Below are 16533 nucleotides of genomic sequence, written 5' to 3' on the forward strand. Positions count from 1 at the left end.
ATTTAAATCAGGACTTACGTAAAAGGGAACGAAAGTAGGGGTAATACCCTTCGGGAAGCAAGCTACATGAATTACCCCTACACAAGAATAAGGTTTTAAGTCACATCTTGCGTAAGTCTTATAAATGTCTTATAAATGTCTTATAAATGTCTTATAAATATCTAATAAATATCTAACTTTTCCAGGAAGTCGGGGATCTAGTCTAGTTGTAATCTAGTTTGTGGTAAAATTTTCTAATCACAGGTGAAACCTCTAAACTCACTTCTGCATTTATTTGTTGGGTAGAAAGAAGGAAACGCCTTTTTAGGGATTGAATACTAGTAACTATTAGCTCATAAACCTGATGACTATTTTCCAGTTCACTTAATAAAATTGAGCCATTTTGACTAGCTATAAAATGTAGTAATTCTACTTCTGATGGTGGCAAAATATCTAAACTTTGCTCTAAAAAAGCCGTTAGTTCAATATCTATAAAAGGTTGATCTAGCTGCAAAAATTTATTGGTGTCACCTGCGAATAATTCCTGAATAAGATAACCAATTATTTGTAAATATTGGGGAGTTCCTTGATAAATATTCAGCAATTTTTGATAATTTTCCTCATTTTTCAAGCCAAATTTTTTAAGAATGTTTACACCATCATCATCTAATCCCAATAATTCCAGGGTGAAAACATGACTATGATCAGTTTGTGGTTTAGATAATTCACGAATTTCCTCACTACTATTGATAATTAGACAACTTCGATGTTTTGTTGTTGATAATAATTTAAATAGATTCCCATATTCTTCATACCCTTGTTGATATTTACCTGATACTTGATGCTTTGAAAAAATACAGTTAACATCGTCAATTATCATCAGATAAGAGTGTTTTTCTATGGCTTTTTTAAATTGTGAAAGTTGATGAGGTGAGTTATCTTGAATAAGCTGATCATTAGGGTAAATTGTCTCTGTGATTATTTGTGTTAAACTGGGTAGAGATTTTAAACTTTTATAAATAACGAACTCAAAATTTTCTTTGATATTATCAAGTAATTTTAAAGATAAAGCAGTTTTTCCAATACCTCTAATACCTAGTAAAGTTATTAAATTACATTTTCCTTGGATGATTTTTTGTTGTAGTAATGATAATTCTAATTTGCGTCCATAAAAATCACCGATTTCAGGTGCATCTTTTAAATCTAGATGAGAGGTTATCTTTTCTTGTTTATGGATAATTTTATCATTTTCTGTTGATGGTGCAGATTCTTTAAGATTACCACTATTGATTTGTATTACTTTGAAAATATTAGTTGAAGAGAAAGTACATCTACCTAAAATTGACTTGACATTAAATTTATTAACTTTTTTGCCAACTGCTTGAGATAAGGATTTCCACAGTTTACTGGCGCTATCCTTGATATATTTTTCGCTGTGGTGCTGTTCTTTCGCGATATCTGCGTAAGTTCTACCCTGTAGTGACCCTTCTAGGATAGCTCTTTGTAAATCATTGAGATGTCGTCCTTGATGCTCAAAGATTTGGTTATCTGCAATTTCAATTATCTGTTCAATATTGAACACTACTCGATCCCTTTCAAGTCAAGACTTTTTAAAAGTCTATCATGGTTTTAATACATCTTCTAGTGAAACTACACAGACAAAACCCATCTTCGCGGGTTTAGTACAGGATATTACTTTTAGAGACTTTTTACTGCTTTTACATACTTTTGAGGTCTTGACATCCTCTTTTGGGCGTATTAAGTTTAGTATATTTTAAAACCATTGTAGGTTATTGTGGGTCGGGTAGTAAATTTCATATTTATCTGCATTTACTCGCAATAACAATTTATTCCCAATAAGAAAATAGCACAGTATTACAAACTATAAAGTCGTAGATTTATGAACATCCTACTTAACTCCGTTCTTCCTTTAGCATATAATCAATTGATTAATTTTGCCAATAAAAACAACTTCTGGCAGGTTTTTGATACTGCTTTTGGTACACAATACAACCGCAGCCTTGCGGAAATTTTACGGTTACAGTGGGAAGTTGGGGATTTTAGTCAACTTCCCCAAATAGAAGTTCTTGATAGTAGTATTCTTGGCGGTGCTAATGGCGCTTATGCTAGTAGTAAGAATAAGATTTATTTATCAAATACCTTTGTTGCTGGTGCTTCTTTAGCAGCTATTAGTGGGGTTTTGTTAGAGGAAATTGGGCATTTTGTAGATGCTAAAATTAACCAGACGGATAGCACTGGAGATGAAGGGGCGATTTTTGCGGCTTTGGTCCAGGGTCAAAATCTGGATGTAGAGATTTTACGAGTATTAGAGGCTGAGGATGATCATAGTATAATTACTTGGAATAGGCAAAAAATTAAGGTAGAAAATGCTTTAGACACAAATAAACCTTACGCTGTATCCTTAACGCCTAAAAATGGTGGCAAAAATGTTGCCCTTAATACTAACCTAGTGATGGAATTTAATGAAGCCATCAAAAAAGGGACAGGCAATATTAAAATCATAAAACTATCAAATAACCAGACAGTAGAAGTAATTTCAGTAAATAATGTTACCATCAGTGGAAATCAAGTCATTATTAATCCCACTAATGATTTCGAGCCGGAGACGAATTATTATTTGACAGTTGATAGTACGGCAATTCTAGATTTAGCTGGTAATAATTATGTTGGTTTTAACAACTCAATCCCTTGGAACTTTACAACCGATGAACGTCCGGTAGCCGAAATTTTGACACCCAGATATATTACAGACGTTGCAGTTGATACTAATTTGATAATGAATTTCAATGAAAATGTCAAGAAAGGGACAGGCTACATTCGCATTTTCAGAAAATCAGATAATACAGAAGTAGAGGCAATCCTCGTAACTAGTAATAGTGTCACCATTAGTGGAACTCAGATAACTATTGATCCGGTCAAAAATTTAGAACCTGGTGTTACATATTATGTGAAAATTGCTTCTACAGCAATTCTAGATTTAGCTGGTATTAATTATGGTGGTTTTGAAAATCCAAACGATTGGTACTTCACAACCAAGACACTGGGTACAAATTTAAATATTTCTGCAATTAACGCCTCACAAACTGAAGGTAATAGTGGTACAAAACCCTTTACTTTTAACGTCACCCGTACAGGTAACACCACAGGCACAAATACTGTCAACTGGACAGTAGCAGGTTCAGGTAATAATTCTGCAAATACTGCTGACTTTGTTAATAGTGTTTTTCCCACAGGTACTATTACCTTTGCACCTAATGAAAACACGAAAGTAATCACTGTTAATGTTAATGGTGATACAGCTTTTGAACAGGATGAGACTTTTACCGTTACTCTCTCCAGCCCTAGCAATGGTGCAATAATTAGCACTGCATCAGCAACGGGAACTATTACTAATGATGATAATAATGCTATAGTACCTCCCAGCTTGGCGATCGCCGCTACCAATGCAGTAAAACCAGAAGGTAACACAGGTACTACCCCTTTCACCTTCACAGTCACCCGCATAGGTAACACCACGGGCACAAATAGTGTCAACTGGACAGTAGCAGGTTCAGGTAATAATCCTGCAAATGCTGCTGACTTTGCTAATAGTGTTTTTCCCACAAGTACTATTACCTTTGCACCTAATGAAAACACGAAAGTAATCACTGTTAATGTCAAGGGTGATACAGCTTTTGAACAGGATGAGACTTTTACCGTTACCCTCTCCAGTCCTACCAATGGTGCAACAATTAGCACTGCATCAGCAACGGGAACTATTACTAATGATGATTTAGCTTTAGCTACAATCCAACTGCCTTTCCCAATTAAACTATTTACAAAGCTTTCCCAATCTGGTCCCTTTTATAATATCCAAATAGTAGGTAACTATGCTTATCTAGCGACTGCGGCTGGTGGACTAGAAATTCGAGACATCAGTGATCCGACTAATCCCATAGTCAAGGGCAGATGGAATTATAATATTTCTTCTGGATCTGTAACTTCTGGCTCTGTGTATAAAGTACAGGTAATAGGCAACTATGCTTATGCAGCTAGTGGTAGAGGATTAGAAATATTAGATATCAGCAATCCCACTGCTCCTACCCTCAAAGGAAATTATAATACTTCCGGGACTGCCTGGAATGTACAGATAGTAGGCAACTATGCTTATGTAGCTAATGATAAAGGATTAGAAATAATAGATATCAGTGACCCTTCTAATCCTAAATCCAAGAGTAGTTATCCGTCCGGCTACGTTAGTGATGTACAAGTAATAGGCAACTATGCTTATGTAGCTAATGATAAAGGATTAGAAATAATAGATATCAGTGACCCTTCTAATCCTAAATCCAAGGGTAGTTATCCGTCTGGCTACGTTAGTGATTTACAAGTAGTGGGCAACTATGCTTATGTAGCTATAGGACATGATTTCTCTCCTGGCTTTAAAGGACTGCAAATTATAAATATCAGCAACCCGTCTAATCCCACCCTTCAAGCCAGTTATGCTACTAATAACGGTGCTGATAGTGTAACAGTAGTAGGCAATTATGGTTATGTATCTGGTAATAGCAGATTAGAAATAATAGATATCAGCAACCCGTCTAATCCCACCCTCAAGGGTTATTACAATTCAGGCAATATGCAAGTAGTAGGCAACTACGCTTACGTAGCTGGTACTTTTGGACTACAAATCATAGATATCACAGATCCTACCAAAGCCATAGCCAAGGGAAATTATGATACTGGAAACTATGCACAAAGTGTTCAGGTTGTAGATAATTATGCTTATGTATCCGCATCTGATGCAGGACTGCAAATCATAGATATCACTGATCCGACCAAACCCATACTCAAAGGAAATTATGATACCCCAGGTTATGCCCATGATGTACAATTATTAGGCAAATATGCTTATGTAGCCGATGGACTTTCAGGACTACAAATTATAGATATCAGCAATGCCACTACCCCCACATTCAAAGGAAATTATGATACCCCAGGTTATGCCCATGATGTACAATTATTAGGCAACTATGCTTATGTAGCCGATGGACTTTCAGGACTACAAATTATAGACATCAGTGATCCGACCAAACCCATACTCAAAGGCAATTATAAAAGCACCGATATAAGGTATGCTGATAATGTGCAGGTAGTAGGCAACTATGCTTATTTGCTTCACGATTACTTAGGACTAGAAATTATAGATATCAGTGATCCAACCAAACCAACACTCAAAAGCAAAGATGACTTTAGTTATGGTTATGACGTACAAGTAATAGGCAATTACGCTTATTTACTTGATGGGCAAGAAATAAAGGTTATTGATGTGGGTGACTTTACTGATACTAACCAAGCGCCCACCAACATTACTTTAAATAACAGCACAATTGCCGAAAATCAACCCATTAATACAAAAATTGGTAATTTTACCACTACAGACCCAAATACTGGTGACACCTTCACCTATAGCCTAGTATCAGGAACAGGTGATACAAATAACAATTCATTCATTATCGTTGATAATAATAAGTTACAAACCAAAGCCGTATTTGACTACGAAACCAAAAACAGTTATGGCATTAGAGTCAAAACCACAGACCAGGGTGGGTTATCCTTTGAGAAACAATTAACTATTGGTGTAACTGACATTAACGAAACTGTTGCCAATTTAAGTATTTCTCCTAGTAATGTAACTCAAACGGAAGGAAATTCAGGCAATAAACCCTTTACCTTCACCGTCACCCGTACAGGTAATACCACAGGGACAAATAGTGTTAACTGGAAAGTAACAAGTTCAGGTACTAATTTTGCTGATGCTAATGATTTTGGCGAAACTTTACCTTCTGGTACATTAACATTTGCACCTAATAAACTAACCGAAACAATTACCATAAATGTTAGCGGTGATACAAGCATTGAACCCAATGAAACCTTTACCGTTACTCTTTCCAGTCCTACCAATGGCGCAACAATTACCACCGCATCAGCAACGGGAACTATTACTAATGATGATTTACCCACCATTACCCTAGCAGTATCACCAAGTAGTGTTACAGAAGATGGTACAACAAACTTAGTTTACACCTTCACTAGAACTGGAAGTACAGCTAACGCCCTCACCGTCAACTATGGTATTACAGGTACAGCAGATAGCAGTGATTATACAGGTGCAACACCAGGAACAGGAAAAACCATCACCTTTGCAGCAGGAAGTAGTACAACAACCCTGACTATTGACCCCACAGCAGACACCACCGTTGAAAACAATGAGACTGTGATTTTAACCCTAGCAGCGGGTAGTGGTTACACAGTGGGAACAACCACAGCCGTTACAGGAACTATTACCAATGATGATTTACCTAGCATTACCCTAGCAGTATCACCAAGTAGTGTTACAGAAGATGGTACAACAAACTTAGTTTACACCTTCACCAGAACTGGAAGTACAGCTAACGCCCTCACCGTCAACTATGGTATTACAGGTACAGCAGATAGCAGTGATTATACAGGTGCAACACCAGGAACAGGAAAAACCATCACCTTTGCAGCAGGAAGTAGTACAACAACCCTGACTATTGACCCCAAAGCAGATACCACCGTTGAAAACAATGAGACTGTAATTTTAACCCTAGCAGCGGGTAGTGGTTACACAGTGGGAACAACCTCTGGTGTTACGGGAACTATTACCAATGATGATATACAAGACACAAAACCTCCACTAGCTACCAGTTTAACCCCCACAGATAATGCTACAGGTGTGGCTGTAAATGCCGATTTAGTGGTGAACTTTGATGAAGCGATTCAAAAAGGTACAGGCAACATCTTTATCAAGAAAGTATCAGATAATTCTATAGTAGAAACCATTGCAGTAACTAATAGCAATGTCACCATTAGTGGTAATAAGCTAACTATTAATCCCACTAATGATCTAGCATCAGGAACAGGTTATTATGTACAAATTGCTAACACCGCAATTCGGGACTTAGCTGGTAACAACTATGCTGGTTTTCCCAATTCAACAACAACATGGAGATTCACAACTAACAAAGCTCCAACGGACTTAAATCTTCCCGATAACGTAGTTAAGGAAAATGTTAACCCAGGTACATTGGTAGGTTATTTTGGTACTGTAGATCCAGATACAGGTAACACCTTCACTTATAGTTTGGTGACAGGAACAGGTAGCAATGACAATAATTTATTTACCATTATCAGTAATGAACTCAAAACCAAAGCTGGGGTAAATAATTTAGACTTTGAAAAAAAGAAAAGCCATAGCATTAGAGTCAGAACCACTGACCAAGGTGGACTATTCTATGAAAAACAATTTACGATTAATGTTACTGATGTTAATGAGGCACCCACTGACATCAATCTTAAGAATACGAGTGTTCTTGAAAATCAAAAGATTGGTACAGCAGTAGGTGATTTCAGCACTGTAGACCAAGATACAGGTAACACTTTTACTTATAGTCTAGTACCAGTACAAAATAGCAATAACCATAATTTGTTTAGCATTTCTGGCAATCAGTTAAAAACTAATGCTGAGTTTGACTTTGAAACCAAGGACAAATATAACATTCGAGTCAAAACCACTGACCAGGGTGGACTATCCTATGAAAAACAATTTCTTATTACTGTTACTGATGTCTTAAAACCTAGCATTACCCTAGCAGTATCACCAACACCAAGTAATGTACAAGAAGATGGTACAACAAACTTAGTTTACACCTTCACCAGAACTGGAAGTACAGCTAACGCCCTCACCGTCAACTATGGTATTACAGGTACAGCAGATAGCAGTGATTATACAGGTGCTACACGAGGAACAGGAAAAACCATCAGCTTTGCAGCAGGTTCAAGTACAGCAACCCTAACAATAGACCCCAAAGCAGACACCACAGTTGAAAACAATGAGACTGTAATTTTAACCCTAGCAGCGGGTATTGGTTACACAGTGGGAACAACCTCTGGTATTACGGGAACTATTACCAATGATGATACCACCTTAGCTATTACTCCTCAAAATGCTTCACAAACTGAAGGTAATAGTGGTAAAAAACCCTTTACCTTTAAAGTCACCCGTACAGGTAACACCACAGGGAGAAGTAGTGTCGAATGGACAGTAGCAGGTTTAGAAATTGAAAGTTTGTCTGCGAATGTTTATGACTTTCATAGTGATAGTGTTTTTACCAATACCAATTTTCCCAAAGATACTATTACCTTTGAAGCTAATGAAAAAACCAAGGAAATCACCGTTGACATTAAGGGTGATACACTTATTGAAGTCGATGAAACCTTTACCGTTACCCTTTTCAATCCCGAAGGTGCAACAATTAGTACCGCATCAGCAACGGGAACTATTCTGAATGATGATCTACTTACTCTACCTACTGTTACATTGAAGTCGTCAAGTAGTGAGACTGAGGGAAACACTAAATTGGTTTATACCTTCACTCGGACAGATAGTGAAAATAAACCTCTAAGTGAAAAATTAAGAGTGTACTTTAGAGTTGGCGCTGATAGGGATCTATCTAAATTACAGGTATCAGGTGATGGATACTATTCTAAGTATATTAGTATAACGGGTGCAGCAAGTCCAAAATATATTGATTTTGCACCAAATCAAAAAACGACCACTCTTACGATCACGCCCAACAATGCTAACAGAAACAGTGATCAGATAAAATTGGATGTATCTTTAACTGGAGGATCAACACTCCCTGACGGATCACGATCCTTGGTGGGAGACTCTGACTATAATATTGGTACAAGGGATAATCCTCTACAAACGATTAAGATTAGTTCTCAGCAGTTTCGATTCTATAATACAGAAGGTGAAATCTTATCTCAGAGTTATGCAAGTTTCAACCCTTCTGCTAAAACCATATTGTTTATTAGCGATTTTTATTTTTCGCCGACCCCTAACGATTCAGAAATAATAAAGCAATACGAGATCAAAAATAAAGGTGCAAATATTTTTCGTATTGACTGGTCAAAAAGTGATTGGAGAAAATGGACTGTGGAGACTGGTAAATTACCCTTTTTCTCCGAATATAGTAAAGCTAAAGAGGAAATAAAAACTGTAGGTAAGTCCATTGCTGGTTATTTGATCAATAAAGGTTTAGATCCTAGTAAGATGGAATTAGTAGGACACGGTTTAGGGGCTCATGTTGCCGGTATAGCTGCTCATGAAATAGCTGCTCACTACGAAAAAAACTATCATGCTCATTACAGAAAGAAGATAGACTTAATCGTAGGGTTAGATGCAAGTGGATTAGATAAAAAGATTCCCTCGCAAGATCGTCTGGATAAAAATGATGCAACAAGAGTAGTTGGTATTCATACAAACCCCGACAGTTCTGGGTTTGGTGATCCAAACCGATATGGACATCTGGATGTATATGTAAAAGATGAGAAAAATGAGGATTTAGCAAGCCCTATAAAGGGAGCATTGTTGGAAGCAGGAGAGGAACTATTGTGGGAGGTAGTGAAATTATCCTCAACTTCTTTAAACACAACCTTAATGAGAAAGATTATTTTCGATAACCTAAACTCAAAAAAACTGATTTCAAATGATAAAGTTAAAAAATCAATAGAAGGAATTTCTGACGCATCAATAAGCGCATTGATAGCTGGGTTGAAGGAATGGAATGAATCGGCAAAAGAGATCGCAGAAAGCGTGGGATTAGACATAGTAAAGTCCTTAGTAGAAAAGGCAATTCCTTTTACAAAACCGCTTTTTCTAGTTTACGAGTTAGTGAGTAGCGCATACAAGGGCGCATATAATGAGCATAAAGAAGCTCATGATTATGCAACAGAAATATATAAAAGCTTGCTAGAAGGGCGCGATTATGATCCAACAAGCCAGCAAAGCAACAATCTATTTGGGAAATTTGGACTAAATGATATTTCTAATAGCAAAGAAGGTCGTGGCGATATTTATAGCGTCAATAATCTTAACTTGTCTGGAAAAAGTGGCAATGATACCTTATATGGCGGTCGGGGAGATGATTTGTTAGCCGGCGGTTATGGAAATGACAAATTATATGGTAATTATGGAAATGACGAATTATATGGCGATCCGGGAAATGATTACTTGAACGGGTTTGATGGAAATGATTACTTGAACGGGGGTAATGGAAATGACGAATTGCACGGGGGTGATGGAAATGATATCTTATATGGCGATGACGGAGAACACAATTTACTAACGTCCAATGACAAATTATATGGCGGTAAAGGAAATGATTTATTAAACGGTGGTTTTGGATCTGATACCTTGTATGGAGGTGATGGTGCAGATCGTTTTGATTATAAGAATTTAAAAGATTCTGTTTTTAATAACATGGATATTATTAAAGACTTCGAGGCTAGTTATGATTCCTTCGTTGTTTCCACTAAGCCATCTAGTTTCTTCAAAGAAACAGAAATTATTAATTCCTTGGATAACAAGGCAATTTTGGATGCAATATCCAAATTATCATTTGCTAAGAATGCTGTTGCTCAAATTTCTTTTGATCACTTTACTTCAGTACCATCAGTGGGATACATATCTACCGGAAATACCAGAACTTTTGTAGTAATTAATGATTCGATAGCTGGTTTTCAGCAGAATAATGATGCCATTATTGAGGTAACAGGACGAACAGGTAATTTAGGATATAATAACTTTATTGTTATAAATTAATTACCGTCAAATTAGCCACTTTATTTGAGTCCGATCGCTTATCAATAGAGTTATTCAGATCCCCGACTTCTTAGAGAAGTTGGGGATCTAAGCGAGGATAAATTACATCCTGTCAACTATCAGACAAATTCCCACAGCGATCGCTCATCATTAATTATCCTCAAATTAGCAACCTCATCCTGTAAATCCTGAAATCTTGGAAATCCTGATTCAGACAAATTCCCACAGCGATCGCTCATCATTAATTATCCTCAAATTAGCAACCTCATCCTGTAAATCCTGAAATCTTGGAAATCCTGATTCAGACAAATTCCCACAGCGATCGCTACCAATTAATCACCATCAAATTAGCAACCTCATCCTGTAAATCCTAAAATCCTGGAAATCCTGATTCAGACAACCACAGCGATCGCCACCAATTAACCACCGAGTCCCTCATCCTGTAAATCCTGAAATTCTGGAAATCCTGATATGGCTTGCGCCACGCTACGCTATCAGACAATTAATCAGCGTCAAATTAGCAACATCATTTACAAACAGATCCCTCATCCTGTAAATCCTCATCTAGCTTGCACCACGCTATCAGACAAATGCTACAATTAATCCGTAACGACAAGAAGTAACCAAAATGGAAAGTAGAATCACTATTCATCCAGACATTTGTAATGGACGACCCATTATTACTAATACTCGAATTTCTGTACAAACAATTATGGAGTTTTTAGGCGCTGGTGATTCAATTGAGGAAATTCTGGAAGAGTACCCCTCTCTACAACGAGAAGATATTTATGCTTGTATTCAATTTGCAGCAAAGTTGATGGGGAATCATTATCAAGTGAGAAAAATCGCATGAATGGGTTTTTATTCGATGAAAATTTACCCGTGAAAATCCAATTTACTCCATCTTTACCCATTGTCCATGTTTCAATCTTAGGTAACAGTCCAAGTGATACCCAAATATGGCAGTATGCGAAAGAAAGAAAATTGGTAATTGTTACCAAAGATGCAGATTTTTCCGATCGCATGATGGTTGATTTACTCCCGCCTAAAGTAGTACATCTACGCTTTGGGAATGTGCGAAAACGTCAATTTCACTTACTTCTGTCTAGAGTTTGGCCAGAAATTGAAATTTTAGTGGCTGATCATCAGTTAATTAATGTTTATTTGGATCAGATTGAAGCTTTTAAATAATTAATGTTTGATACTAGAAAGCGATCGCTTAAATAGAATATGTCACTCAACAATTACCAAGCTGATATTCTTATCGTTATTCAAAAATACCTGAATCAAGGGTGGATTATATCTTTTAATTTTTCCTTAGATGCTAGATCAAACTATGTCGGGCTTATCCAGGGAAATTTAGGCTTTTTACGGGGGAGTCGCTTATTTTTCAAAGAACATATTGATCTACAAGAATCATTAGCAAAGCTCTCTTATTCATTCCATTATCAAGACAATGAAAACAACTTAATATTTCGCTATGATAATGCAAAACACAAACCTGATTTGGGCTACGCAGATCATAAGCATATTAAAGATGAAATTATCCCATCTAAAATTCCAGAGCCTCTGTAAAGGAAAATCTTTGAGGTTTATTCATGTTCCTTTTGTTTATCAGCTTCTAGTAGTTGGGCTAGTTGATGTGCAGCAGCATGAGAATTTAGCGGGGACACAATAGAATAAGTTGCTCCCTGTTCTAATGATGGTTCTTCATCTTTAGCTAATTCTGATACTAGAAACTGCATAACTTTTAGCTTATCTGCACGAGTTAAATTTCGCAGGGTGGGAAATAGTTCTATGGCGTTCATAATTTTCATGGTAGAGAGAATTTTATATTTCTATTTTTCCACAAGTTTCATGATTGTGGGTTAGTGAAGCTCACGGTGCGATCGCATTTGTTATGACTGGATGGTTTTGAGTTGTCTTGATTTTATCATTGGATATTTAGGATGAGGCGATCGCACAAATTACTCTGATTCTTGTGGATCATCTTCAGGAGGATGTAGACCGCTTTCAACCCATCTTTGTCGAGATTTTTGAATAAATTTTTCTCCTCGACGTTCATCATTTAGATCAAGACGTTCACAAGTTGCCCTTCCTGTAGGAGTCGTACCAAGAATACACAAACCGTCAGATGTCCAAATAAAATGTTCAGACCAAATTTGCTGACGAGGGTTAAATAAAGGAGTTTCTTTTCCCGTATCAGGATCAATACCTGTAGTGAAGTTGTAGCGTCTTTCGTTGCAACGACGACAGGCCAGAGCAAGATTATCGGGACTATCCGTACCTCCCAGAGATTGGGGTTGCAGATGGTCAATGGAAAGGGGTGCTGTGCTGAGAAGTTCAGGGTAGTGACAGTATTCACAGCGACATTGAGCGCGTTGTCTCACCTGCTCATAAAGAGATTTAGGAATGGGCATTTTCTTGAGCAGCAACAGCAGCGTTAATATAACTGAATATGTCGTCAAGTTCTCCTATGGCTTCTAATTCTATTGCTTCTTCTGGGGTGAGGGTATTCAATTTATTTTTATCAAGGAGTTCTTGCATCCGTTCTCCTAGTTGATCGGTAAATTTGAAGAGGGTGAGGTTATTAATACGCTTGATACAGATTCCTTCTGGTAGGAATTGGGAGGGTTTAACCAGTGTAGCTGTCATTGGTGGATTGTTTTGAGTTTTCTTGATTTTATCATTGGATATTTAGGATGAGGCGATCGCTCTTTGGGGTTTGGAGCTTGGAAAGTGCGATCGCTTTTTGGGTTTAACAGTGCAATTAAGCTAATTGCTGCATAGGAGTAATAGATGATCAAATATTTGGCAATCAAAATCCTTTATTACTAGCAGAGAAGATTTTGGATTTAACACAACAAACATCTTCTATGAACTAAAACTACCAAACTAATATTTGGTATCAGAAAATAAACAAGTTTGTAGGTTGGGTTGAGAAAACCCAACATTAACTTATCTATTCCCAATCTTCATATTTCAAACTTTCAATACGGCTAAATTCACGGGTATTGTGAGTAACTAAAATGAGATCATTTGCTAATGCGATCGCCGCAATTAACAAATCATTAGGACCAATGGGAATACCTAAAGAATCCAGACGAGCGCGAATTTGTCCAGCAATTTTTGCCGCTTGACGATCTAGGGGTAAATCAACAAATTCAGCAAGTAAATTTTCTAAGTGAGATAAGTTTTTATTAACATTTGCACTTTTGTAAGCTCCATAATATAGTTCGCTGTACACCACAGTACAAATATAAATTTCTTGAACAGGAATTGATAAAAGTCGTTTAGTAACAGGTGAATTTCGAGAATTGAGAATTTGAATACAAGCATTTGTATCTAAGAGATAGGCCATTGAATTTCCTCCCGTTCTTCAAACTGAAGCTGTTCTGGAATTTCAATCATTTCACCTTCCCAACTACCTATTACTTCTTCTAAAAATCTTCGAGAATATCCTAACTCTTCTGGAGATTTATTTTCAGATTTTAATGATGTTTTGGCAATACGTTGAAATACAATCACCATTTCTAATTCTTCATTAGCAAACTCAGGAGGAAGTTCGATTTTGACTATCCTATCATTACCAATTTGTGCTTTAATTTTCATGCTTTCCATAGACTTATCTCCTTAATCTATAACCGTTGATAATCAGCTTTTTCAGCAGCAATATAACCTTCAATTTCTTCTCGATTAGCATGATAATAAGTTAAAGCTGCATACACCTGAACAAGAGTTACATGAGTCATGCGTTCAGTGATTTCTTCCGCATTTAATCCCATTTTGTACCAAGCAGCTGAATTACCTTGAGTGGCTTGGGTTTGTAAATATGCCATAATGATGATAGCAAAAGGATTTTTACTTTGTGCTAGGGTATCATGGCTATAATCTAATAGTTTAACACTGGGAAATTGCAAATGAGTGGTAAATCCCCACTGACTATAACCATAAGATGCTGGTTTCCAATTGGGGTTATCATCTCCTAAAACTGCGAAACTAAAGACTTTAAGACGATAGCGATTAAATAAACGATGATTATAAATAGACATCTCCACAATAGAATGTATTAATTTGTCATAAGTTGTAGGGGCGAAGCTTATGGGCGATAATTTAACGGAAAAATCAGACATCTAGATATCCCATAAGCTTCGCCCTGCCCCCATAAATAGGTTCTATAATTTCTTTTCTGTAGATGTCTAATATACATCCTTTCCGCAAAATCGTCTTGTTCTTGTCCTTGTATTTCTATGTGAATCAGAACTAACGCTTTTTCTCCATTCCGCAGGGTGACTTTTACCAGTTTATCCGCTAAACGTCTTCCTGTTTCTGCATCTCTAATTAGTTCTTGTAATTCGGTGTCTAGAGTTTCATATCCTTTTTCCCAGTTAATATCTTGATAAACTTCAGGAAAACAGTATTCTATAAATTGTTCTAGATAAACTGTAATCGCTTCTTTCCACGCGCTGTCATAGTCTGAGTTTGGTTGGTAGTTCATCCCTGAAAATATATTTTTTGATATCCTGCAACTATAACATATTAAATCCTAAAAACTACCTTTATAAATCATTTCAATTTTTAATTTTTCTAACTCAAGTTTTAACCTTTCATTCTCCATCTTCAAAACCAAATTTTCATCCTTAATCACCTCAACCTCATTCCGCTTACTCAAAGCTTGATTTATTGCCAATTTCCGCATATCCAAAGAAAACCAACGTTGATAAGTTTTCGTGTGAATCTGCACACTATGACCTAAATTATCTGCTGCTGCTTTAATCGGAATCCCTAAAATATGCGCTCTAATTGCCCAACCATGCCGTAAATCATAGGGTTTAAAATCTAAACCGATTTTCCTAAACCACCAACTAACTCTTTGAATTAAAGCGGTAATTTCTGCATGATTATTTTGATCTTTTTTACTAATTGCTGTCACCAACATTTCTAAATACTGGGGATTTCTTAAATCAAATTCCTCAATCCATTCTTTATATAAAGGTAATGCTTCCCTTTCTCCCGTTTTACAATCTTTATCAACCTTCCAAGTTAAATCTATATTTTCATTACTCAACCACCAATTAACATCAGGATTAATAAAAATCTCACGGGGACGTAAACCAAAAACCGCCAACATTCCATAAACCCAACGCCAAAGTAACCAGCTATCTTTTACATCTTGATTAACTTGTTTACCTCTATTATTTTCATATTCTTCAAATTTATAAAAACCTGCAACTATTTCCTTATCTGTGGGAATATTGCGAGAGTTAGTTTCCGGGGTTTTAGCATAGTTAGTTAAATTAATTTCAATCTTGAAAAGTTGACAAAATACAGAAATTGCTCTCACAGCATTATATCGCGCCCATTCCTTATCAATTTTCTCAATTGCGTGAATAAAATTTTCCCCAATTGCTAAATCATCAGCATTGGTATAACGTTTGATTCGAGTATAATAATAAAAGAAAGTATGCTCACTTTTAGTTGTGCGTTTATGGGTTTTAAAATATTCAATTTCAAACTTTTCTAACAATTCCCCAATAGTTGGTAAATCATTTTTTCTAGTTTCCTTCCCTAAATATTTATCATTCCAAACAAAGGTTTTTCTGGCAATTAACTTTCCTAACTCATAAGCTTCTTCTTCTACGGTTTTTAATCCCTCCAAGTTAGCAGGAATGTTTAAACTGATGTTGTATTGCTTTTTACCTGTTTTTCTGATATCAGCATCTCCTGGTTTCAGGGGTAAAGTTGCCCGTAATTGCAGACATCCATTAGATTCTCGAATGGTAACTCTGGTTTTTGCAGACTTCAAACGCAGATTTACTTGCTGTATTTCCTGGGTTAAGTTGGTTTTCATGTTGGGTTTG

The 16533-nt window shown here is 36.5% G+C and carries 14 protein-coding genes; 4 read left to right on the plus strand and 10 right to left on the minus strand.

Annotated features, from left to right (window positions below; genetic code table 11):
- Nucleotides 1-202: 202 nt before the first annotated feature.
- A complete protein-coding gene (locus H6F47_RS06480) occupies nt 203-1561 on the minus strand; it encodes an NB-ARC domain-containing protein (protein ID WP_190648118.1) in 1359 nt (452 codons plus the stop codon).
- A gap of 318 nt (nt 1562-1879) precedes the next feature.
- On the opposite strand from H6F47_RS06480, the gene H6F47_RS27800 reads away from it, so the two are divergent.
- Nucleotides 1880-10672: an Ig-like domain-containing protein gene (locus tag H6F47_RS27800; RefSeq protein ID WP_242027345.1), complete on the plus strand. Its 8793-nt coding sequence runs from the start codon at nt 1880-1882 to the stop codon at nt 10670-10672.
- Between the two features lie 119 nt (nt 10673-10791).
- Here H6F47_RS27800 and H6F47_RS28430 read toward each other — a convergent pair whose 3' ends face one another.
- Nucleotides 10792-10914, minus strand: coding sequence for a hypothetical protein (locus tag H6F47_RS28430; protein ID WP_277876957.1), 123 nt, complete (start codon nt 10912-10914; stop codon nt 10792-10794).
- 386 nt (nt 10915-11300) lie between these two features.
- On the opposite strand from H6F47_RS28430, the gene H6F47_RS06545 reads away from it, so the two are divergent.
- From H6F47_RS06545 to H6F47_RS06555, 3 genes are read left to right on the plus strand one after another with little or no spacing between them, the layout of a single operon-like run.
- Nucleotides 11301-11525 (plus strand): DUF433 domain-containing protein, encoded by a 225-nt coding sequence (locus H6F47_RS06545; protein ID WP_027404290.1) that lies wholly within the window; start codon nt 11301-11303, stop codon nt 11523-11525.
- Nucleotides 11522-11863: a DUF5615 family PIN-like protein gene (locus H6F47_RS06550; protein WP_190648120.1), complete on the plus strand. Its 342-nt coding sequence runs from the start codon at nt 11522-11524 to the stop codon at nt 11861-11863. Before H6F47_RS06545 ends, H6F47_RS06550 begins: the two co-directional genes overlap by 4 nt.
- A 39-nt stretch (nt 11864-11902) precedes the next feature.
- The gene (locus H6F47_RS06555; RefSeq protein WP_096568558.1) at nt 11903-12247 is read left to right on the plus strand and encodes a DUF6516 family protein; all 345 of its coding nucleotides are present in this window, start codon (nt 11903-11905) and stop codon (nt 12245-12247) included.
- Nucleotides 12248-12264: 17 nt separating this feature from the next.
- On the opposite strand, the gene H6F47_RS06560 is transcribed toward H6F47_RS06555, so the two are convergent.
- From H6F47_RS06560 to H6F47_RS06595, 8 genes are all read right to left on the minus strand, one after another.
- Entirely contained in the window at nt 12265-12480 is a 216-nt protein-coding gene (locus tag H6F47_RS06560) for a hypothetical protein (RefSeq protein WP_096572694.1), read from the minus strand.
- A 159-nt stretch (nt 12481-12639) separates the two neighbouring features.
- Nucleotides 12640-13092 (minus strand): HNH endonuclease signature motif containing protein, encoded by a 453-nt coding sequence (locus H6F47_RS06565; RefSeq protein ID WP_190346636.1) that lies wholly within the window; start codon nt 13090-13092, stop codon nt 12640-12642.
- Nucleotides 13079-13327, minus strand: coding sequence for a hypothetical protein (locus tag H6F47_RS06570; protein ID WP_096568550.1), 249 nt, complete (start codon nt 13325-13327; stop codon nt 13079-13081). Before H6F47_RS06570 ends, H6F47_RS06565 begins: the two co-directional genes overlap by 14 nt.
- A 307-nt stretch (nt 13328-13634) precedes the next feature.
- A complete protein-coding gene (locus tag H6F47_RS06575) occupies nt 13635-14033 on the minus strand; it encodes a type II toxin-antitoxin system VapC family toxin (protein ID WP_190648122.1) in 399 nt (132 codons plus the stop codon).
- Nucleotides 14018-14293, minus strand: a complete 276-nt coding sequence (locus H6F47_RS06580; RefSeq protein ID WP_137668952.1) for a hypothetical protein — start codon at nt 14291-14293, stop codon at nt 14018-14020. Before H6F47_RS06580 ends, H6F47_RS06575 begins: the two co-directional genes overlap by 16 nt.
- A gap of 17 nt (nt 14294-14310) precedes the next feature.
- The gene (locus H6F47_RS06585) at nt 14311-14724 is read right to left on the minus strand and encodes a hypothetical protein (protein ID WP_187039492.1); all 414 of its coding nucleotides are present in this window, start codon (nt 14722-14724) and stop codon (nt 14311-14313) included.
- 47 nt (nt 14725-14771) lie between these two features.
- Nucleotides 14772-15170 (minus strand): hypothetical protein, encoded by a 399-nt coding sequence (locus tag H6F47_RS06590; RefSeq protein ID WP_190346638.1) that lies wholly within the window; start codon nt 15168-15170, stop codon nt 14772-14774.
- A gap of 48 nt (nt 15171-15218) precedes the next feature.
- Complete coding sequence (locus tag H6F47_RS06595; protein WP_190648124.1) at nt 15219-16523, minus strand: site-specific integrase; 1305 nt, start codon at nt 16521-16523, stop codon at nt 15219-15221.
- Between the last annotated feature and the right edge of the window lie 10 nt (nt 16524-16533).

It is taken from the genome of Sphaerospermopsis sp. FACHB-1094 (genome assembly GCF_014696195.1).
In the GTDB taxonomy this organism is placed as follows: Bacteria; Cyanobacteriota; Cyanobacteriia; order Cyanobacteriales; family Nostocaceae; genus Sphaerospermopsis; species Sphaerospermopsis kisseleviana.